Annotated in this window: 23 protein-coding genes; all 23 read left to right on the plus strand. The window is 35.1% G+C overall.

Annotated features, from left to right (window positions below; all coding sequences use genetic code 11):
* The first annotated feature begins 7 nt into the window (after nucleotides 1-7).
* Genes trpS through FJ213_00450 form a run of 23 tightly spaced genes read left to right on the plus strand, consistent with a single transcriptional unit; the run spans nucleotide 8 to nucleotide 21,367 of the window.
* Nucleotides 8-985, plus strand: coding sequence for a tryptophan--tRNA ligase (gene trpS / locus FJ213_00340; GenBank protein MBM4174613.1), 978 nt, complete (start codon nucleotides 8-10; stop codon nucleotides 983-985).
* Nucleotides 986-997: 12 nt separating this feature from the next.
* Nucleotides 998-1,708, plus strand: coding sequence for a segregation/condensation protein A (locus FJ213_00345; protein ID MBM4174614.1), 711 nt, complete (start codon nucleotides 998-1,000; stop codon nucleotides 1,706-1,708).
* On the plus strand, nucleotides 1,708-2,403 hold the full coding sequence (gene scpB, locus FJ213_00350; GenBank protein MBM4174615.1) for an SMC-Scp complex subunit ScpB: 696 nt from the start codon (nucleotides 1,708-1,710) through the stop codon (nucleotides 2,401-2,403). Before FJ213_00345 ends, scpB begins: the two co-directional genes overlap by 1 nt.
* A complete protein-coding gene (locus FJ213_00355; GenBank protein MBM4174616.1) occupies nucleotides 2,396-3,094 on the plus strand; it encodes an rRNA pseudouridine synthase in 699 nt (232 codons plus the stop codon). Before scpB ends, FJ213_00355 begins: the two co-directional genes overlap by 8 nt.
* Nucleotides 3,081-4,592 (plus strand): D-alanyl-D-alanine carboxypeptidase/D-alanyl-D-alanine-endopeptidase, encoded by a 1,512-nt coding sequence (gene dacB, locus FJ213_00360; protein ID MBM4174617.1) that lies wholly within the window; start codon nucleotides 3,081-3,083, stop codon nucleotides 4,590-4,592. Before FJ213_00355 ends, dacB begins: the two co-directional genes overlap by 14 nt.
* Nucleotides 4,593-4,594: 2 nt before the next feature.
* A complete protein-coding gene (gene lysS / locus FJ213_00365) occupies nucleotides 4,595-6,112 on the plus strand; it encodes a lysine--tRNA ligase (GenBank protein ID MBM4174618.1) in 1,518 nt (505 codons plus the stop codon).
* A 22-nt stretch (nucleotides 6,113-6,134) separates the two neighbouring features.
* The gene (locus FJ213_00370) at nucleotides 6,135-7,058 is read left to right on the plus strand and encodes a DUF2279 domain-containing protein (GenBank protein MBM4174619.1); all 924 of its coding nucleotides are present in this window, start codon (nucleotides 6,135-6,137) and stop codon (nucleotides 7,056-7,058) included.
* Between the two features lie 5 nt (nucleotides 7,059-7,063).
* Nucleotides 7,064-7,789, plus strand: coding sequence for a glycosyltransferase (locus FJ213_00375; protein ID MBM4174620.1), 726 nt, complete (start codon nucleotides 7,064-7,066; stop codon nucleotides 7,787-7,789).
* Entirely contained in the window at nucleotides 7,771-9,426 is a 1,656-nt protein-coding gene (locus tag FJ213_00380; protein ID MBM4174621.1) for a hypothetical protein, read from the plus strand. The genes FJ213_00375 and FJ213_00380 overlap by 19 nt, the downstream gene beginning before the upstream one ends.
* A gap of 22 nt (nucleotides 9,427-9,448) precedes the next feature.
* Nucleotides 9,449-11,062 carry a S41 family peptidase gene (locus FJ213_00385; GenBank protein ID MBM4174622.1) on the plus strand — a complete coding sequence of 538 codons (1,614 nt, stop codon included), beginning with the start codon at nucleotides 9,449-9,451 and terminating at the stop codon, nucleotides 11,060-11,062.
* A 9-nt stretch (nucleotides 11,063-11,071) separates the two neighbouring features.
* On the plus strand, nucleotides 11,072-11,893 hold the full coding sequence (locus FJ213_00390) for a DUF3108 domain-containing protein (GenBank protein ID MBM4174623.1): 822 nt from the start codon (nucleotides 11,072-11,074) through the stop codon (nucleotides 11,891-11,893).
* Nucleotides 11,865-12,419, plus strand: coding sequence for a gamma carbonic anhydrase family protein (locus FJ213_00395; GenBank protein MBM4174624.1), 555 nt, complete (start codon nucleotides 11,865-11,867; stop codon nucleotides 12,417-12,419). Before FJ213_00390 ends, FJ213_00395 begins: the two co-directional genes overlap by 29 nt.
* Nucleotides 12,420-12,427: 8 nt before the next feature.
* Nucleotides 12,428-12,886, plus strand: coding sequence for a hypothetical protein (locus FJ213_00400; protein MBM4174625.1), 459 nt, complete (start codon nucleotides 12,428-12,430; stop codon nucleotides 12,884-12,886).
* The gene (ybeY, locus tag FJ213_00405; GenBank protein ID MBM4174626.1) at nucleotides 12,831-13,337 is read left to right on the plus strand and encodes an rRNA maturation RNase YbeY; all 507 of its coding nucleotides are present in this window, start codon (nucleotides 12,831-12,833) and stop codon (nucleotides 13,335-13,337) included. Before FJ213_00400 ends, ybeY begins: the two co-directional genes overlap by 56 nt.
* A 29-nt stretch (nucleotides 13,338-13,366) precedes the next feature.
* Entirely contained in the window at nucleotides 13,367-15,664 is a 2,298-nt protein-coding gene (gene topA / locus FJ213_00410) for a type I DNA topoisomerase (protein MBM4174627.1), read from the plus strand.
* A 52-nt stretch (nucleotides 15,665-15,716) separates the two neighbouring features.
* Nucleotides 15,717-16,541, plus strand: coding sequence for a tyrosine recombinase XerC (locus tag FJ213_00415; protein ID MBM4174628.1), 825 nt, complete (start codon nucleotides 15,717-15,719; stop codon nucleotides 16,539-16,541).
* A gap of 10 nt (nucleotides 16,542-16,551) precedes the next feature.
* Nucleotides 16,552-16,875 (plus strand): ribosome-associated translation inhibitor RaiA, encoded by a 324-nt coding sequence (raiA, locus tag FJ213_00420; GenBank protein MBM4174629.1) that lies wholly within the window; start codon nucleotides 16,552-16,554, stop codon nucleotides 16,873-16,875.
* The gene (locus FJ213_00425) at nucleotides 16,872-17,888 is read left to right on the plus strand and encodes an HPr kinase/phosphorylase (protein MBM4174630.1); all 1,017 of its coding nucleotides are present in this window, start codon (nucleotides 16,872-16,874) and stop codon (nucleotides 17,886-17,888) included. Before raiA ends, FJ213_00425 begins: the two co-directional genes overlap by 4 nt.
* Before the next feature lie 38 nt (nucleotides 17,889-17,926).
* A complete protein-coding gene (locus FJ213_00430) occupies nucleotides 17,927-18,781 on the plus strand; it encodes a M23 family metallopeptidase (protein MBM4174631.1) in 855 nt (284 codons plus the stop codon).
* Between the two features lie 38 nt (nucleotides 18,782-18,819).
* Nucleotides 18,820-19,044 (plus strand): DUF2795 domain-containing protein, encoded by a 225-nt coding sequence (locus FJ213_00435; GenBank protein ID MBM4174632.1) that lies wholly within the window; start codon nucleotides 18,820-18,822, stop codon nucleotides 19,042-19,044.
* Between the two features lie 16 nt (nucleotides 19,045-19,060).
* Entirely contained in the window at nucleotides 19,061-19,432 is a 372-nt protein-coding gene (locus FJ213_00440) for a hypothetical protein (protein ID MBM4174633.1), read from the plus strand.
* Nucleotides 19,390-20,166: a hypothetical protein gene (locus FJ213_00445; protein MBM4174634.1), complete on the plus strand. Its 777-nt coding sequence runs from the start codon at nucleotides 19,390-19,392 to the stop codon at nucleotides 20,164-20,166. Before FJ213_00440 ends, FJ213_00445 begins: the two co-directional genes overlap by 43 nt.
* Before the next feature lie 22 nt (nucleotides 20,167-20,188).
* The gene (locus FJ213_00450) at nucleotides 20,189-21,367 is read left to right on the plus strand and encodes a thiolase family protein (GenBank protein ID MBM4174635.1); all 1,179 of its coding nucleotides are present in this window, start codon (nucleotides 20,189-20,191) and stop codon (nucleotides 21,365-21,367) included.
* Nucleotides 21,368-21,380 lie beyond the last annotated feature (13 nt).

The following is a 21,380-nucleotide window of genomic DNA, read 5'->3' on the forward strand; positions in this document are numbered from 1 at the left end:
TTAAGAGATGAAAAAAATTGTATTAAGCGGTATGCGTCCTACGGGGAAATTGCATATCGGTCATTATGTTGGCGCACTTGAAAATTGGATCAAACTTCAAAGCGAATTCCAAAATTATCATCTTATTGCTGACTATCATGTTTTAACAACTTCACTCGATACGAGCAGAGTTCATCAAGAATCAATAGATATGTTAATCGATTGGATTGCATCTGGCATTGATCCTCAAAAAAGTCCTGTTTTCCGCCAATCACAAATAAAGGAACATACCGAGCTGCATTTAATCTTTTCTATGTTGATCACAAGCGCTCGGCTTGAAAGAAATCCGACGGTGAAGGATCAAGTCCGTGATTTGAACATTGAAAATATTACGTATGGACATCTCGGTTATCCTGTTTTACAGGCTGCGGATATTCTGCTATATAAAGGTGATTTTGTCCCTGTGGGTGAAGATCAAGTTCCGCACATTGAAATATCAAGAGAGATAGCACGAAAATTCAATTTAACTTGGGGTGAAGTTTTCCCTGAGCCGGAACCAAAGCTGACGAATTTTGCACGACTTCCTGGACTTGATGGAAATGCTAAGATGAGTAAATCTTTGAATAATGCTCTTTTGATTTCTGACAGTGAAGAAGAAATAAAAAATAAATTGCGAAAAGCTGTTACCGATCCTCAGAAAATAAGAAAGAATGATCCCGGTCGACCTGAAGTTTGTCTTGTTTTCACTTATCATAAGAAATTCAATCCGGTAGAAACCGATTCACTCGAAAAAGACTGCCGCAGCGGAGTGCTCGGATGCGTAAACTGCAAATTAAGTTGTGCAGAAAAAATTTCTGAATACTTTAAACCGATTAGAGAGAGAAGACTCGAGCTGGAGAAACAGCCAAAACTTATTACAGATATTTTATATGATGGGGAAGAGCGTGCAAAAAGTAAAGCAAATGAGACAATGGGTGAAGTACGCGAAAAAATGAAATTTGGATGATTCAATTATCTTATGTATAAAATTTCATTAAAAGATTTCGAAGGTCCGCTGGATCTTCTTTTATTTTTTATAAAGCGTGATGAACTCGATATTTATGATATCCCAATTTCAGTTATTCTTAAAGAATTTTTAGAATACATGCATCAAATTGATGAACTTGATCTCGAAATTGCCGGTGAGTTTATAATGATGGCAAGTACATTGATGCACATTAAAGCCAGAATGCTTTTACCTCGTGAAGTCAACGAGAAGGGGGAAGAAATCGATCCTCGTGAAGAACTTGTACAGCGTCTGCTTGAATATATGCGTTATAAAGAAATGACCGGCGATCTTAGCGATCTGGAATCCCGCAGAAGACGAATTACATTTCGAAAGTACTTTGAGCTTGATGAAGCACATGAACCACACGATTTCGATGTTTTGCTGAAAAATATTACGCTTTACGATCTATCAAAAGCTTTTAAAAAAGTAATTGATGATCTACCAAAAATTACCGAACATCAGGTAAGGAAATTAACCGTCAGTGCAGAAGAACAAGTCCAATTTATTCTGAACAAACTGGCCGAGAAAGCTGAAATAGATTTTAGTGAATTGGTCAATGGCATGGTAGAAAAGATACGAGTAATTGTTACATTTATTGTACTTCTCGAATTAGTGAAAAGTCAAACTATTCAAATACGAGGCGGGGAGAATCCGAATAATTTTATTATTGCAAAAGCATGATTGAAAATTTAAAGAATATAGTTGAAGCTTTAATCTTTGCATCGGATGAACCGATGGATATTAATGCAATTGTTGAAGTGATAAAGTCAGTAACGCGTGATGAAAATGGCGAAAAGTATATTGAAGAAATTCAAAATGCCATTTCCGAGCTAAATGAATTTTATGAAAAGAATGAGATGGCATTCAGGATTATTAAAATTGCAAAAGGTTTTCAATTCGCTACAATCCCCGAATTTTCTAAGTTTGTCGGATTCATGAACACCGAGCGTAGAAAGAAAAGACTTTCACAAGCAGCTCTGGAGACCTTAGCGATTGTGGCATACAGACAACCAATTACAAAACCTGAAATTGAGAGAATCAGAGGTGTTGGAGCTGAATATATTCTCTCAACGCTTTTAGAAAAAAATTTAATATGCATAAAAGGTCGAGCTGAGACTGTCGGAAGACCACTGCTTTATACTACGACAGATGAATTCTTGAAATACTTTGGCATTGGTGATATAACCGATCTCCCCAAGCCAAGAGAAATGGATGAAATTATGAATGATGACGAGTTTCAAGAACAGAGAAGAAAAATTTTAATGAATGTCCTCGAAGAGGAAATTGAGAACGAAGTGTTCGATGAAGACTCCGGAGGTAATGGAACTGGTGAATTGAAATTTGAAAGTGATGATAATGCTAGTGAGACTGAATAAATATCTTTCTGAAAACGGCGTTTGTTCACGAAGAACTGCCGATGAACTTATTAAAGAAGGCAGGATTCAAGTTAATAGAAGACAAGTTTCAGAATTGGGAATGAAAATTGACCCAGCAAAAGATTCCATATTTGTCGATGGAGAGGGGATAAAAAAAACAAAGCCGGTTTATTATCTATTTCACAAACCTGCAGGTTACATTACAACTTTAAAGGATGAAAAAAACCGCAAGACAATTTTTGATATCCTGAAAATCAAACAACGAGTTTTTCCAATTGGCAGATTGGACCGCGATACGACTGGTGTTTTACTTTTGACAAATGATGGGGACTTCGCAAATTTATTAACTCATCCAAAAAATAAAGTTTCTCGTGATTATATTGCAACTTTAGGCAAAGAGGCATCAGCAGCACGATTAGCTGGATTAAAAAAAATTGATTTGGAAGACGGACCTGTGAGAATTGAAGAGATAAATATAAATAAATCTAATCCGTTCAAAGTTAAAATTACTTTGCAAGAAGGAAGAAACAGAGTTGTAAAAAGAATTTTTGCTAAATTGGGTTATGAAGTAAAGAAATTACACAGAAGCAACTATGCGGGCTTCACGCTTGAAGAACTTCCACTAGGAGCCGTAAAGAAAATTCACTATTCGAAAATTGAAGAAACTATTAAAAGATATGAAAAGAATTAAATACACTATTCCACTCTTTATATTTTTACTGCAATTCGGATTTTCGCAAACCGATCAACCACTCACGCCAAAACCGGTATCAGTATATCCATCGATACAAGATTTTTCAAAAGCTTTAGATGATATTTTTAATGATCCCAATTTTTCTAATTCACATTGGGGAGTTGTTATTCAATCACTTAACACTGGTGAATATTTCTACAAAAGAAATGAAAATAAAAATTTCATGCCTGCCTCGAATATGAAACTATTCACAAGTGCAGTTGGACTTTTAGATCTTGGTCCAAATTTTCAATATGAGACTTCTTTATATCTTAAGGGAAAAATCGATGACGAAATTGTAAAGGGAGATCTGGTAATTAGAGGAAGCGGCGATCCTACTATTACTGCGAGATTCTATAACGATGATCCAAATTATGTTTTTTCTTCGTGGGCTGATTCTCTTGTTGAACTCGGTGTCGAAGAAATTCGTGGAAATATAATTGCGGACGACGATGTATTTGATGATGTGGGTCTTGGCTCGGGCTGGTCTTGGGATGATGAAACTTATTATTACTCTGCTCCCGTAAGTGGTGTATCGTTCAATGATAACTGCGTTGACGTCAGTATAATGCCTGGGGAAACTATTGGTTCGAAAGCTTTGATTACATTTAGACCTAATACAAGATATGTTACAGTACTTAATGACATTGCTACGGTTAAAGATGATTCCGTAACAAAACTTGAATTTTATAGAGATCGAGGAACAAATCTCATTCATTGTTTTGGAACAATCAGGTTATCAGAACCAAAATATACAGAATCAATTTCTGTAAACAATCCGACACAATTTGCTGCGGTTGTCTTCAAAGAAATTCTTGAGAGCAAGGGGATCGCTGTGAAAGGTTATTCAGCTGATATCGATGAATTCACTGAAGCTCTCGATTATACTGCAATGACAAAATTGTTTTCACAGTTATCACCCAAACTAGATCAGATTGTAAATGTGATAAATAAAAGAAGTAATAACCTTTATACAGAACAATTGTTAAAGACAATCGGATTTAAGCATGAAAAAGTTGGCACTACCGAAAATGGAATAAAAGCTTCGGAACCATATTTAAAACAAATGGGAATCGACCCGGATAACATTCAGATTGTGGATGGATCAGGTTTATCGAGAATGAACCTTATCACACCAATGCAATTGAATAATCTTCTGAGATATATGTACAAATCAAAAGTTTTCAAAAGTTTCTACGAATCGTTGCCAATCGCCGGAGTTGATGGAACAATTTCAAGAAGAATGAAAAACAGCCGCGCAGAGAATAACGTTCATGCTAAAACTGGATATATCAACTCTGTTCGGTCCTTATCAGGTTACGTAACAACTGCTGATGGTGAAATGCTGACATTTGTCATTATCGCCAATAATTTTCTTGTGCCGTTGCCTCTTGCTGAAAATATTCAAGATTTAGTTTGCGTTCTGTTATCAAACTTTTCACGAGGAAAAAAATAGGAATGAATAATCAAAATAATGTTCATCAGGAATTAGATGTTAATGTTTTAATCAAAAGAAGATTGGAAGAGGTTACTGAATTACGGGAAAAAGGAATAGAACCATATCCATATTCATTTGAAGTCTCTCATCATTCGAAAAGCATAATTGAAAATTTTTCAGAGCTAGAAGCAAAGGATGTAACTGCAGCCGGAAGAATAATGTCCCTTAGGCGAATGGGCAAAGCATCTTTTGCACATCTTCAAGATTCTCAAGGTAAGATTCAAATTTACCTGAAGAAAGAAGAGCTTGGTGACATGTACGATAATTTCAAGTTGATGGATATCGGAGATATAATTGGAGTTAAGGGTTTCGTTTTCAAAACAAAGACGGGTGAAATAAGTCTTCACGTAAAAGAATTTACTTTGTTGAACAAATCTATTCGTCCGATCCCAATCGCAAAAGAAATGGTTGATGAAAACGGAAATAAAATAATTTACGATCAATTTGTTGACAAAGAACTGCGTTACCGTCAACGTTATGTTGATCTGATTGTAAATTCCGAAGTGAAAGAAGTTTTTGTCAAACGAGCAAAAGTCATCAAATTAATGCGACAATATCTAGATGAGCGAGGATATACAGAAGTCGAGACTCCAATCTTACAACCGATTTACGGAGGTGCCGCTGCAAGACCTTTCATTACAAAACATAATGCACTTGACATGCAGCTCTATCTCAGAATTGCAGATGAACTTTACTTGAAACGCTTGATCGTTGGTGGATTCGAGGGTGTGTATGAGATTTCAAAAGACTTCAGAAATGAAGGAATGGACAGAGAGCACAATCCAGAATTCACAATGATGGAATTGTATGTAGCATATAAAGATTACTATTGGATGATGGATTTTGTTGAACAAATGATTTCTTCAATTGTATTTCAACTCAATGGTAACTATGAGATTGAAATCGAAAACCATAAAATAAATTTTCAGCCGCCGTGGAAAAGAATATCAATGGCTGATTCAATAAAAGAAAAATTTGGAATCGATGTTTATTCAGTTAATGAAAAAGCTCTTCGTGTTTTTGCCACAGACAAAGGACTTGAGATTGAACCGAATCTGCAGCGTGCAAAAATAATTGATGAAATATTCAGTGTCTTAGTTCAACCATCACTAATTCAACCAACATTTGTTTGCGATTATCCAGTTGAAATTTCACCTTTAGCCAAAATTCACAGAACAGATAAGAACATCGTCGAAAGGTTTGAAGGATTTGTAATCGGTAGAGAACTATGCAATGCTTTCAGCGAACTTAATGATCCACTGGATCAAAGAAAACGATTTGAAGATCAGGTCAAAATGCGTACTGCAGGGGATGATGAAGCTCACATGTTTGATGAAGACTTTGTTCGTGCTCTTGAATATGGAATGCCACCAACTGCAGGACTTGGAATTGGCATTGATCGACTAGTTATGCTTCTTACGAATCAAAATTCGATTCGAGACGTTATTCTTTTCCCGCAGATGAGGAAAGAATCATAAAGTGTTTCTCAAATCGAGTTGCATGAATTTTTATTTATTACTAATCTTTATTATAGTTAGTTCTAAAAGTATTGCTCAAGTAGATTCACTGCTGCAAGTAGATTCGACAAAGTTAATTCATTTCTCTTTAACGAATCAGAATGATGGTTTAACCTCACATAAATCAAAAAAAATAGATTATACTAAACTTGCAATTATTGGAAGTGCGGCATTAGCGACTGGAGTAGGTCTTCATATTTATCAAGCAAATGCTTGGTGGAAAGACCAAAGAAGAAGTTTTCATTTTAAAAATGATTGGGATTATGCCCTTTGGATAGATAAATTAGGCCATTTTTGGGATGGTGCACTGGTTCAACATTTATTTTCATCAGCATTTGAATGGTCGAATATTGAAAGAAGAAAATCAATGTGGTATGGAGCTATTCTATCCAGTGTTTACATGCTTTATATCGAATTTGAGGATGGATTTGCAACTGATTGGGGATTTAGTCCCGGTGACGCAGGAGCAAATCTTATGGGGGCATTCTACCCAGTTCTGCAAGAATATGTTCCATTCATGCAAAATGTTAATTTAAAGGTAAGCTACTTCCCCTCAAAATATTACAAAAATGCGAAACAGACTACAGGTCACAGTAAAACTGTTTTTGACGATTACGAAGGACAAAGTTTCTATTTGAGTTTCCGTGTGAATGAATTCCTCCCTCAGAATTTAGAAACTTATTGGCCAGATTTTCTCTGTCTCGCATTGGGATATAGTATCCGCAATTGGGATGGATTTGGACATGCCGACAAGAATTTTTATTTGACATTCGATTATGACTTAGAAAAAATTCCACTTGAGGGTGGTTTCTGGAATTTTTTAAAAAAGACTCTAAATCAAATTCACTTTCCGGCACCCGGAATAAAATATAGTAACAAAAAATTTTATCTAACACTTACATATTGATCTAATTGCTAAGTATTATAATTCCATCACTTAATGAAGAAAAATTATTGCCCAATCTTCTTGAGCAATTAAATGCAAAAAACTTGAAAGACAAATTTCATTACGAAATAATCCTTTCAGATGGAGGAAGTAAAGACAAAACAATCGAAAAATCTCTTAACTTCTGCGATAAAATTATTTCTCATACTGATGGAACTCGACAGACTATTTCACAAGGAAAAAATGCAGGTGCACAACGTGCAAGCGGTGATGTTTTTGTCTTCCTTTGTGCTGATTGCACGATTGAAAAACCGTCTGAGTTTTTCTCTTTCATTTCGAATGAATTCAGGCACTCAGAATATAAAGCTGCAACATTTAAGTTTGAAATTGCACCGAGTGAAAAAAAACTTAGTGACGTTCTTTTTCATAATTTTTACAATACTTACGTAAGATTTTTGAATTTCATCGGTACTGGGATGGGAAGAGGCGAATGCCAAGTAATCAAACGAGATGTATTCGAGAAATACAATGGTTACGATGAAAGTCTTACCGCTGGAGAGGATTGGGATCTTTATAAAAAGATAAGAAGGAATGGTAAAATTAAAGTCCATTTTGGCTTGAAAATCTACGAATCTCCAAGAAGATATAGAAAATTTGGATATCACCGCGTATTTTGGTTATGGACTTTGAATGCTTTGAATGTTTTAAAATTTATTCCAAAACCTATTGATGAATGGGTAGAGGTAAGATGAAGAAAATATTACCAGTATTATTCTTAATATATCCAATTATAATTTTTTCTCAGGGGACATACGTTCCTGTTGATAACGACGTCTATCCATTTCTCAGCAGAATGAAAACGATTGGAGTGAACGATAATTATTATTCTGAAAGTCTACCTCTAACTCGGAATAAAGTTGCTGAATTGCTTTTGAATATTTGGGACAAAAGAGAAAGATTAAACTCGACTGACAAATCATTTCTAAATTATTTTCTGACAGAATTCGGTTATGAAGCTTTTGGTTCATTGGAGAAATATGAATCGCTTTTCACAGATTCTGATTTTGATTTTCTCTCCGACCGCGAAAAATACATGTTAGCTTATTCTAAAGAAAAAGAATTTTCAATCTTCGTTCAAAGTCATTTATTTTTTAGAAGAAATTTATTTAAAGAAAATAATGCGATTTATAATGCAACCCTCGGCGAAATTGGGGGGAGAGTTTACGGTTCATTTATTGATGCTCTTGGCTTTGAAATCGATGGAAGAAATGGACTCTTAAAAGGAAACAAAACGGCGGCTTTAGCAGAAAAAGATTTGAAATATAATTTCAAGCTCTTTGAGAAAGAAGAATCAAGTTTTTTTGATAGAGCATACGGTTATATAGCTTACGAGCATCCAAATATAAATGTGAAAATTGGAAGCGACCGTCAAATCATCGGTTATGGAATTAACAAACTAATTCTCGGAGACAATTCACCTAACTTCGATTACTTATCACTGCGGCTGAATTACAAATCATTTCAATTTGATTATACTCATGGATGGATGTTAGGAAAAAAATATCGCAGTACTGTTATCGACAGAGGTTACCAAATAACTTTCGAACCGAAAAATTTTGTGCACCATCGAATCAGTTTTTCGACTTTCAAGAATTTAAGGTTAGGTTTTGGTGAATCTGTAATTTATGCAAATCGCATAGTCGATTTTGCGTACATCAATCCATTTAATTTCTACAAATCGACTGAACACAGTCTTCAAGATCGTGATAATACGCTGCTGTACTTGGATGCTGAGTATATTCCATTCTCGGAAGTGAAATTGTATTCAACCTTTTTGATAGACGATGTAGATTTTTCAAAGCTTGGTTCTGGTTGGTTCGGGAATCAATTTGCATATAATATCGGTGCTGACGTTGTTCAGCCATTTGAAACTCTTCCACTGCATTTTGGAATTGAATACATAAGAATCGAACCCTATACTTACACTCATAGACTCATTGAAAACAATTATTCAAATTACAGTTATCCTCTCGCGAGTGAGTTGCAGCCGAATAGTGATCGAATCACTTTTGTGATAAAAATTTTTCCATCACCGAAAGTGAACTTCACAGCATCTGCATCGTATCAAAGACATGGAAAAAATTATAATGAAAATCTAAATTTGATTAATGTCGGTGGAGAGTTAAATTTTGGAAGAAGGACTTTTGATAGTGAGACTGCAAATTTTCTTGATGGTAATTTAGAGAGAACTATGAGTTTTGAATTCAAGGGTTTTTATGAATTTATAAGAAACGTGAAACTAATTGGAATGTGTCGATTCGATCAAATCAAATCTGACAAGCCTGTTAACTTTTTGATATTTTCAATTGGTTTAATATCTTTTATTTGAAAAATATATTTATAGGTATGAAATGAAAAACAAAAGATTTGGATATGTATTCGTAATCGCCGTATTGGTAATTGGAATTATCGGAGGTATACAAATTGAAAGAGCGATTTCAGGTGATAATCTGCAGGAACAGATCAGAAAATTTAATGATGTTTTAAGTATCACAAAAAAATATTACGTAGAGGAAGTGGACACTCAAAAATTAGTTGAAGCTGCGATAAAGGGAATGTACGATCAGCTCGACCCGCACAGTGTCTACATTCCGCCGAAACAGCTCGAAAGCGTGCAGGAAGAATTCAGAGGAAACTTTGAAGGAATAGGAATTGAGTTTCAGATAATCAGCGATACAATCGTTGTAGTTTCACCAATAAGCGGCGGCCCAAGCGAAGCTCTTGGAATTACGGCTGGAGATAGAATTGTTAAAATCAATAATGAGCCATACAAAAAAATTACCAATGATGATGTAAGAAATAAATTGCGCGGTCCCAAAGGTTCAAAAGTTGATGTTTCAATTTACCGCCCTGGAATTGATGGCTTATTAGATTTCACAATCGTTCGGGATAAAATTCCTCTCTATTCAGTTGATGCACATTTTATGATCAACCGCGAAACTGGATATATAAGTCTTTCAAAATTTTCTGAAACAACTTTTGAAGAAGTCAAATCCGCACTCGATGACCTCGACAAAAAAGGAATGAAGAAACTTATTCTCGATTTAAGAAATAATTCCGGCGGTTACATGCATGAAGCTGTGAAAGTTTCTGACTTATTCATAGATGGAAATAAAAAAATTGTATTTACGAAATCAAGGATCAAGGAATTCATCGAGGAATTTTCTGCATCAAGAAGTTTTAAGTACGAAAAAATGCCAATTGTGGTTTTAGTAAATAATGGTTCTGCTTCAGCGAGTGAAATCGTTTCGGGCGCAGTGCAGGATTGGGATAGAGGATTAATTGTCGGAGAAACTACATTTGGAAAAGGTCTCGTTCAACGACAATTTGAACTGAACGATAATTCAGCAATTCGACTAACCATCTCTCAATATTATACTCCAGTAGGTCGCTTAATCCAAAGAGATTATGAAAAAGGTGCTTCGAAGGAAGACTATTACAGAGCTTCACTTGCACAAGACTCGATTGAAGGAGAAAACATTTCTCACGATGCTGAAAAAGATACTTCCCGACCAATTTTCAAAACAAATGGCGGCAGAACAGTATACGGCGGTGGTGGTATCACACCAGATTTCATAATCAAATCTCCGCCGTTAACAAAATATACTTCTCAATTACTAAGAAAAAACTTGTTCTATCAGTTTGTACTAAGTTATTTGGATAAAAATGGTAAATCGATTCAAAGCAAATATGCTGAATTCGATTACTATAAAACTTCTTTTAAGATTGAGGAAAAAGTCTTTGATGATTTCATTAATTATGGAAAATCTCAGGGTGTCGACATTGTTGAAGAAGATTTGAAAAAAGACTCTGAGTATATTCGTGCAAGATTAAAAGCACAGATAGCACGAACATATTGGCGTAATGAAGGATGGTATCCTGTTCTGCTTGAACTTGATCCTCAGTTTAATAAAGCATTATCACTTTTTCCAGAGGCTGAGAAATTAGCAAAACTCTTGAAGTGAGAAATTTAATTGACTCATTTTGTTAAATTACTTTCGATAGGTATTGTTAGTTTTTTAATCTTCGGATTAAATTTTTCGAACTTCAAGACTAATCCGACAAACGAAAATAGTGGGAAAAATATTTTTGCTGTCGGTGAAGATCTAATTTATGAAGTTAAATATACATTTATAAAAATTGGTGAGATCAGAATAAAAACTCTTCGAAAATTCACTAAAGATGGTCTTGAAATTTTTGAAACAAGAGCATATATAGATTCATATGATAGATTGCCTTTTGTTGATCTTCACAGCATCTATAATAGTCAGGTTTCAGAAAAATTTCTTTCAGAAATGTTTATTGGTTTAGACAAACATAATATTGGATGGCGTTTCACTAAATATGATTTCGATTATAAAAAGAAATCTATCTTTGTTCAGAAGGGATTTAAAGAGAATTGGAAGGTAGATTTTGAGGAATATGTTCCCCTCAATGCGGAATTGCAGGACGGACTTTCACTCTTCTTCTTCGCAAGAGGGAACACACGCCAAAATAAAACATACGATATTCCAACATATTTAAATGAATCAACGACTTTAACTACAATCAATTTTTATAAAAAACCGGAACAAATAAAAATTGATGCACTCGACTATGATGTCGACTGCGTTAAAATCGATGGACTTGTCAGGTTTACTGGTATTTTTGGACTCACCGGTAATTTTGAAGGTTATTTTTCAAATGATGAAGCTTCAGTTCCTATAAAAGCTACAATGAAAGTAATTCTCGGAAATATAAATATTGAATTAAAAAAATGGGATCGCGATGATTGGCAGCCGCCTCGAAAAAGTTGAGTTTGACAATTGCATCTCTTACAATGGAGTAAGCCCTGCAATAGGTGAAAATGTTTTTATTGCATCTGGAGTGAAAATAATCGGTGATGTAACAATTGGAGACAATAGCAGTGTATGGTTCAACTCCGTAATTCGCGGTGACATTAACTATATTAAGATCGGATCCTATACAAATGTTCAAGATAGTTCGGTGATTCACTTAACTAAAGACAAACCTGTGGAAATCGGAAATTATGTAACAATTGGTCATGCCGTTAAACTGCACGCATGCACATTGAAAGATTACACATTGATCGGAATTGGTGCAATCGTTTTGGATGGAGCGGTAATTTCAGAATATTCGTTCATTGCTGCTGGCGCACTTGTACCGCAGAATACAATTGTCCCTTCTGGTAAATTAATCGCTGGTGTCCCCGGTAAAATAATTAGAGAATTACGCGAGGATGAACTGAAATACATACATCAGTCTGCACTTAATTATCAAAATTACACTGAACAAATGAAGAAATCTTTAAATAAATTTTAAGTAACTATATGCCAAATGAATTTATTTTCAGTAAAGACGATATAAATAAAGTAGCTGCTGCATTAAATGCAAAAGTGAAAGAACATCCAAATAATTTTCGTCTTGAAATCTCAAATCCGGAAAGAAAAACTTCGCTTTATCTTGAGATATATTCGAACATCGATATCGGGGACCGAAAAGGGAATTTGATATCGATTTATGCTCCAATCACTCACCTGCAGCTCCATTTTTGCACAGGCTACATTATCAGCGATATGCTTGAAGAAGTTACATTCATTGCTGAAGAAGGAGATAGGGTGAGTGGTTTAACAGTTGAAAAAACTGGCGGTTGCGCACTTTATGCTAATGTAAATAGGAAACTTTTATCTGGAGATTTTACAAAATTAGGTCCTGAAGTAATGTTATCGAGTATTGCTCTCTCATTGGCTGAAGAGGTTTTGGGTAGTGATAAAACAAAGAAGAACTGAGATTACAATTGTTGACGATAAAAATTTTAGAGTAAGGAAAAGTGTATTAAAGCTAATCGTATTTGAATTTTTATCGGTATCAAATAAAATATTTAACAGATTATCTATAAATTTTGTCGAATCCGAAAAGCTATTTGATTTAAATAAAAAATTTCTTAATCATAATACAGACACTGATATAATTACATTTTCATATACGGAATCTGAACCGTTTGAAACAGAAATTTTCATTTCGTACAAAATGGCGAAAATAAATGCCCAGAAATTTAATATATCAATCGAGGATGAAATACTGCGACTGATAATTCATGGAATTTTGCATACAATTGGATTTCGTGATAAAACCTCAAAGCAGAAAAAAATAATCCGAGAAGAAGAGAATAAAATTCTAACTAAATTAAAAAAGAAAAAATTTATCGAGAAGATGAATTTAGGATCAGTATCGCATTGATCTTGTAACAGCTCACAAATGGAGATATAATGGCTAGAAATCTGGTTTTAGTGGAATCACCTTCCAAAGCCAAGACAATAAGTAAGTACCTCGGGAAGAATTATGTCGTTGAAGCGACAGTTGGACACATACGCGATCTCCCAAAAACGACTTTAGGAATTGATTTAGAAAACGGATTCAAACCTAAAATTGTAACTATTCGTGGTAAATCTGACGTCTTAAAAAAAATCAAATCGCTTTCTCAAAAATCGAAAAAAATATTTATTGCGACCGACCCTGATAGAGAGGGAGAAGCGATAGCTCAAGATATTTGCGAGATAATTAAAAATGGGGAAGAGAATATTCATCGTGTCCTTTTCAACGAAATCACTGAGAGGGGAGTAAAAGAGGGGATGGACTCACCGCACAAAATCGATGAAAAGCTTGTTAATTCTCAGCGAGCTCGTCGTGTGATGGATAGAATAATCGGTTACCAAATTAGTCCGTTACTTTGGAATCACATGCACTTGATCGAGCATTCTTCAGAATCAGCGTTATCTGCCGGTCGCGTTCAGTCAGTTGCATTGAGAATAATTTGTGAGCGTGAAGTAGAGATTAATTCATTTATCCCTATTGAACACTGGTCAATTATAGGTACTTTTGAAACTGAGAAGAATGAAAAATTTTCAGCTAAGCTTTTAAATTATAAAGGGAAGAGTTACAAGCTCCCAGAATCTGCAACTGTCGATGAAAAGTATTTAAATGAATTTTATAAAAACTATTTCTTCATCAAGAACGAATCCGAAGCTCAAAATATTCTCGAAGATTGTAAAAACCAAAATTATAAAATCACTCGCCTTGATAAAAAAATTGTAAATCGAAATCCCGCCGCTCCGTTCATAACGAGTACACTACAACAGGAAGCGTCCCGAAAGCTATACTTGCGGCCGCGGCAAACAATGATGCATGCTCAAAAACTTTATGAAGGAATTGAACTTGGAAAAGATGGATTAGTTGGTTTGATAACCTACATGAGAACAGATTCAACAAGATTGAATGAAGAATCTGTTCAGTCTGCAAGAGATTTTATCGGCATAAATTATGGAAAGGAATATTTACCCGATAAGCCAAAAGTCTATTCAAGTAAGAAATCAAATGTGCAAGATGCTCATGAAGCAATTCGTCCGACAAATTTGAAGTATACTCCAGAATACGTCAAATCGTTTTTATCGAAAGAACAACTCAAATTGTATGAATTAATTTGGAACAGATTTTTGGCATGTCAAATGAATCCAGCCAAATTTGAACAGACTTCTTTGGATATTACTGGAGGAGAGTTTTTGTTCCGTGCCAGTGGATCGACTTTACTTTTCAGAGGATTCCTCGCTGTGTATGATGAAAATGGTGAACAGAATCAAGAGGAAGAAGATATAGATGAAAAAACCAATCGAATTCCATCAGGTTTATTCGAGAATCAAAACTTAACACTTAATGAGATAAACAAAAACCAACACTTCACTAAGCCACCACCGCGATTTTCAGAAAGTACTTTGGTTAAAGAGTTAGATAATCTTGGAATCGGTCGGCCAAGCACTTACGCATCAATCATTAGCACTCTGTATGACAGATCGTATGTAGAGCAGCAAGAAAGGAAATTACTGCCAACAGATTTGGGTGTAAAAGTCAATCGATTATTAGTTGAACATTTTGAACATATCTTTAACGTTAAGTTCACTGCACTCATGGAAAAAGAACTTGATGATATTGCAGAAGGTACGAATAAGTACGAAAATGTTTTGAGTGATTTTTATATCCCATTTAAAGAAGATTTGCAAGAAGCAGAAAAAAAGATTGAGAAGCCGAAATGTGAGCAATGCGGATCCGATATGATGATCCGTATGGGAAGATTTGGAAGATTCTTGGCATGTACAAATTATCCTGAATGCAAGAATCTAAAGTCGTTGCGAGAAATGAGTCCTACCCAGCCAGAAGTATTAGAATATAAATGCCCCAAATGTAATTCTGATCTAGTGATTCGAAACTCAAAATTTGGAAGATTTATTGGCTGTACGAAGTATCCGGATTGCGATTACACAAAGTCGATCACCTTAGAAATAAAATGCCCACGCTGCAGTGAGGGAGAAATCGTTCAACGCATGACAAAAAGAAAGCGTGTTTTTTACGGTTGTTCAAATTATCCTAACTGCGATTATGCAAGTTGGGATAGACCAACGAACCAAATTTGTCCAAACTGCAAGAAAGATCTGCTTGTAACAAAATTCAAATCTGGTAAGGAAAATATTCTTTGCAATTCTTGTAAATTTACTCTGAACGAGGAGAACGAATAACTTGACTTTTATCTCAGAATGTGTTATTAAATACTACGGATACCTGAATTCAATGAGTGGTTATTCTCATCATACAATAAGTGCTTATAAAAAAGATATAGAAATATTTCTGGATTTTCTGAAAGAATCCTCAATTGAAAAATTAGAGTTAATTGGAGAAAAAACCATCCGAAGATTTTTATTGCATTTAGGAACTTATAACTATTCGAGAACCACTATTTCTAGAAAATTGAGTTCGCTTAGAAGCTTTTTCGATTTTCTTCTTCAGAATGATTTAATAGCAATAAATCCAGTCTCAAATATTTCGAATCCTAAGTTCTCTCGAAAATTACCAAAATTTATTGAGCAGAAAGAATTAGTGAACGTGCTGAACTATTTGAAAAAGGATAAGGAGAATCTGCCAGCATGGGCAATTATTGAATTGCTTTATGGCTGCGGATTACGAGTATCAGAAATTTGCTCTCTTAAAGTTGAAGATATCGATCTAGAAAATTCTACAATCAAAATATTCGGCAAAGGAAAAAAACATAGAATTATACCTGTTGGAACGTATGCTAAAGAAGCCATCAATCTTATGGTTGAAAAGAATAAATCAAATTCAAAATTTCTGTTTCACACAGAGAAAGGAGAACCATTATATCCAAAATTAATTTACAGGATTGTTAAAAATTTTCTATCTGATATTACCGAGGATGGAAAGATTTATCCGCACGCACTCAGACACTCTTTTGCAACTCATATGTTGAATCGAGGTGCCGATCTTAAATCAATAAAAGAACTTCTCGGACATGAAAATTTATCAACTACCCAAATCTATACGCATGTTAGCGTAGAGCATTTAAAACAAACTTATAAAAAGTCACATCCAAAATCTTAAAGGAGGAACCATGAACGTTCAAGTAACAGCAAGACGATTTAAAGCCCACGACTCATTAAGAGAGTACGCTCAAAACGAAGTTTCCAAATTAGAAAGATATTTTGATAATATAATTGGTGCTGATGTGATACTTAGTTTTGAAAAACCTCGTGACAGTGTGAAAACAGCAGAGATCAGCTTGAGTGTCTATAGCAAAAAAATTATTGCAAAGGAATCATCCGATGATTTCATTAAATCAATTGACTTGGCAGTAGCGAAACTTGAACGTCAACTCAACCGGTACAAGTCCAAAAAGCGTGATAAAAAACGTAGCTCTTCGAAAGTGCTTGTATGAACTTTCTAGAAAAATCTAAAGAAATAAGAAATGAGTATATTGAAGTCGGTTATTTCTTCGAGCAATGCCAAAGGTTATTTGGACTTCAACTGGTTTCCGAAAATAAAGGTTTTGGTCGAAAAATAACCGACAGGAGTATTCACAGGCCTGGACTCGCATTAGCAGGTTTTATTGAGCTGTTTACTTTTAATAGAGTTCAATTATTTGGAAACACGGAAGTACGTTATCTAAATAGTCTCACGAAAGCGAAAAAGATAAAGGCGATCACAAAATTTTTCAGCTTCGAGATTCCATGTGTTATTTTTACAAACGATACAGAACCCGATACCGATTTTAAAAAAATAGCCCGACAGAAAAAAGTGAGCATTTATAAAACGGGACATTCAACTACAAAAGCAGTTTACCACTTAAGCGACTTCCTAGACGATCAATTTGCAACTCAAATAACAATTCATGGAGCTCTTGTCGATGTTTATGGAGTTGGATTATTGTTTGTCGGGCGTTCCGGGATTGGAAAAAGTGAAGTGACTCTCGATCTAGTTGAACGCGGTCATCGATTAGTTGCCGATGATGTAATTCTCGCCACGCGAAAAGGAGAAGGGATCCTAATGGGCTCCGGAACATCCTTAATGAAACATTTTATGGAGATTCGCGGACTCGGATTACTGAATGTTGAAAAAATATTTGGTATTAGGTCAATTCGCTTTCAAAAAAGAATCGAAGTTATTGTTGTGCTTGAAGAATGGGATAGTGAAATTGAGTACACAAGAACGGGTTTAGATTCCTCTACAACAAGTATTTTAGATGTGGAAGTCCAGACTGTCAGACTTCCCATATTTCCTGGGAAAAATATTACCGTTATATCTGAAGTCATTGCACTGAACTATCTCCTTAAACATTACGGCTATGATCCAGCTCAAGATATGGCAGGAAGGATAAAACAAAACATTGAAAATAAACGAAAATCGAAGGAAAAAAGGTCTGTAATATATTTTGAACATGATTTTGAATAATTGACAATTTTATGCAGTTTCATTAAATTTGCCGCCGAATGAGAATCTATTTCTTTTCCAAAAAGCATAACAAACTAAAGCAGCTCAACTCTAAAAAGTTGATCATGTTGCTTTTGTTTCCTCTCATTGTTTTCTTAACGATGAGTGCGACGATTTTGCATCAGTTATTCTTCTCCAGCACTAGCTTGCTTCAGAAGGAAAATCGTAAACTTAAAGAAAGTTTAGCCAATCTTTCAGAACGATTTTCAGGTATTCAAAATTCATTGAATCAACTCTATCATCAGGAAAAGAAACTTAGAATTGCTTCAAACGTGAATATTACAGATGATGCAGAATTTGGAATTGGTGGTGCCGATGAAAGTATAATCTCCTTAAGTAAGGATGGGGATATCTCGGCTATAGATCAACTAGCTGAAATTATTTCCGGGCAAATTAACTACCAGCTTGAAAATTTCAATAAACTCACTGATAAAATTTCTGAAAATGAATCTTTAGTTGCACATATACCGGCCATTGTTCCGATGTATGGAGTTTTCAGCGAGCACAGTTTTGGTATGAGAGTTCATCCTATCATAAGAAGATGGAAAATGCACGAAGGAATTGATATCCTTGGTAACCATGGAGATCCGATCTTTGCTACTGGCTCAGGTAAGGTTACTCATGTTGGTTGGAGCGGGGGTTATGGTTTAACTATTGAAATTGATCACGGATTTGGATACAAAACACTTTATGGACATTTATCCCGAGCACATGTCAAAGAAGGACAGCAAATTAAGCGATATCAAGTGATCGGGAGCTGTGGTAGTACTGGTTTATCAACTGGACCACATGTTCATTATGAAGTCTCATTTAATGGCGAAAAGCAGGACCCAGTTAATTATATACTCAATTAAAGCTTGAAAATTAAACAAGGGCAGGGAATTTATTATATATGATATGGACAATCGAATTAGCATCATATCTTGAAGATGCACCATGGCCAGCAACAAAGGTTGAATTGATAGACTATGCTAATAGAACAGGTGCACCGATTGAAGTTGTCGAAAATTTAATGGAGCTTGAAGATGCTGAAGAAATATTCGAAAGCATGGAAGACATTTGGCCGGATTATCCTACCGAGAATGACTTTTTCTATTCTGATGAGGACGAATATTGATCTATGACATTCTAACATGAATGTTTTATGGGACTATATCGTTAATCAAGAAACAGTTCGAAACAATTTAAATAAAATTTTTCTTTCCAAAGCATACCCACCGGCAATTCTATTCAAAGGGGAAGCTGGAGTTGGAAAGGAAGCTGCTGCTTTTGCTTTTGCTCAATCGATAAATTGTAAGGTTGACTCTTTTACTCCATGTGGCACATGTCCATCCTGCAGAAGCATTGCAAGTCTCGAATTTCCCTATATTAATTTCATTTATCCATTGCCTCTCGGTAAAAATGAAACTTCGGGTGACGATCCATTTCAAAAGCTATCTCCAGATTCCATGGATGAGTTAAAATCCTCACTGGAAAAAAAAAATCCAATCCACATTTCAAAGTAAAACTAACTAAAGCTAATGACATCAAAGTAAATTCGATTCGGAAACTCAGAGTCGATTTATCTCAATCTTATTCAGAGATCCCAAAACGAGTTGTAATAATTTCTGAAGCTCATACTCTTAATCAAGAATCGCAAAATATGCTGCTGAAGACTCTTGAGGAATCATCAGTAAATGTTCTTTTTATATTGATTACCGATAAACCACATTTTTTATTATCTACTATTCTCTCAAGATGCTGGGAAATCAAGTTCAGTCCCATTAACGAAGCAGAAATTAAAAGTTATCTTCTAAAAACATTTCAAATCAAGGAGGAAGTTGCACTGCAATTTATCCAGATGTATTCTTCAAATATTTCAAATATTGTTGATGCTTTACTGAATGATCTTGAGCTCTATGATACTGAAATTATTTCTTTCTTTCGCCACATTTGGAAAACTGAGTTTTATTCAGCCATGCAATTAGTTCATGACTTCATAAACTCCAATGATAAGGCAAAAGCAGTGTTATTGTTGGAACGGTTTCAAGCTATGTGCAGCCAATTGCTTCAAGCCAAGATTAATAGTGGAAATCTTAGCAGCGAAATCGTAAATTTAGCTCGAACTCTTGATTCTGATGGAATAAACGAAATATCTAAATACTGTGTTGGTTCAGTTAAATTAATTTATTCGAATATTAATATGAATCTGATCTGGACAAATCTTTTTATCAAAATCAAAAAATCTTTTATCACTTAACAATTAAAAGAAGGGGAATTATATGTCTGAGGTTTTTATTTGTGAAGCACTGCGAACTCCAATAGGAAGTTTTCTTGGTGAACTATCTGCATTTTCTGCACCTGCATTAGCTTCCGAAGTTATTAAAGCGATACTTGAAAAAAGTTCTATCCCAAAAGAAAAAATTGATGAAGTAATTCTTGGAAATGTCCTTGGGACAGGAATCGGTCAAGCTCCGGCAAGACAAGCTGCGTTATTTGCAGGATTGCCAACATCAGTGGAATGTATGACGATCAATAAGGTCTGCGGTTCAGGTCTTAAATCGGTAATGTTGGCACATCAGGCTATAAAGTCTGGTGATGCTGGAGTAGTCATTGCTGGCGGCATGGAAAGTATGTCAAACGCACCATTTATAGTACATGGAATTAGAAACGGAGTAAAATTTGGGAATCAGACTTTATTTGATTCAATGATCTCAGATGGATTAACAGATCCATATAATAAAATTCATATGGGAAGCTGTGCAGAAAAGGTCGCTAAGGAGAAAAATATCACAAGGCAGATACAGGATGATTATGCCGTTGAAAGTTACAAAAGAGCCATTGCTGCTCAAGAAAAAAATCTATTTGAAGCTGAAATAGTTCCAATTGAAATTAAGGACAAATCGGGCAGCAAATTTGTGAAAGTTGATGAAGAGCCCAAAAAAGTTAAATTCGAAAAAATTCCGCAACTGAAATCAGTTTTTGAAAAAGATGGAACAATAACTGCAGCGAATGCCTCAAAACTAAATGACGGTGCATCAGCTTTGTTAATCGCCAGTCATGAAAAGTGCAAAGAACTAAGCCTAAAACCAAAAGTGAAAATTATCTCTCAAGCATCTGCAGCAATTGAGCCAATTAATTTTTCATTAGCTCCAATCAACTCCATCAAAAAAGCTCTTTCAAAGGCAAATCTCACAATTACTGACATAGATCTTTTCGAAATTAACGAAGCATTCGCTCTGGTAACAATTGCAGCCATGAACGAATTGAAAATTGATTCTTCAAAAGTCAATGTCAACGGAGGTGCGATTGCACTCGGACACCCGATTGGAGCATCTGGAGCAAGAATATTAACTACATTGATTCATGAGATGAAAAAAAGAAATTCAAAATACGGGCTAGCTTCACTTTGTATTGGCGGTGGAGAAGCATCAACATTAATAATTGAAAACATTCAATAGGGAGGAAATCATG

Source organism: Ignavibacteria bacterium (genome assembly GCA_016873845.1).
Lineage (GTDB): Bacteria > Bacteroidota > Ignavibacteria > Ch128b > Ch128b > JAHJVF01.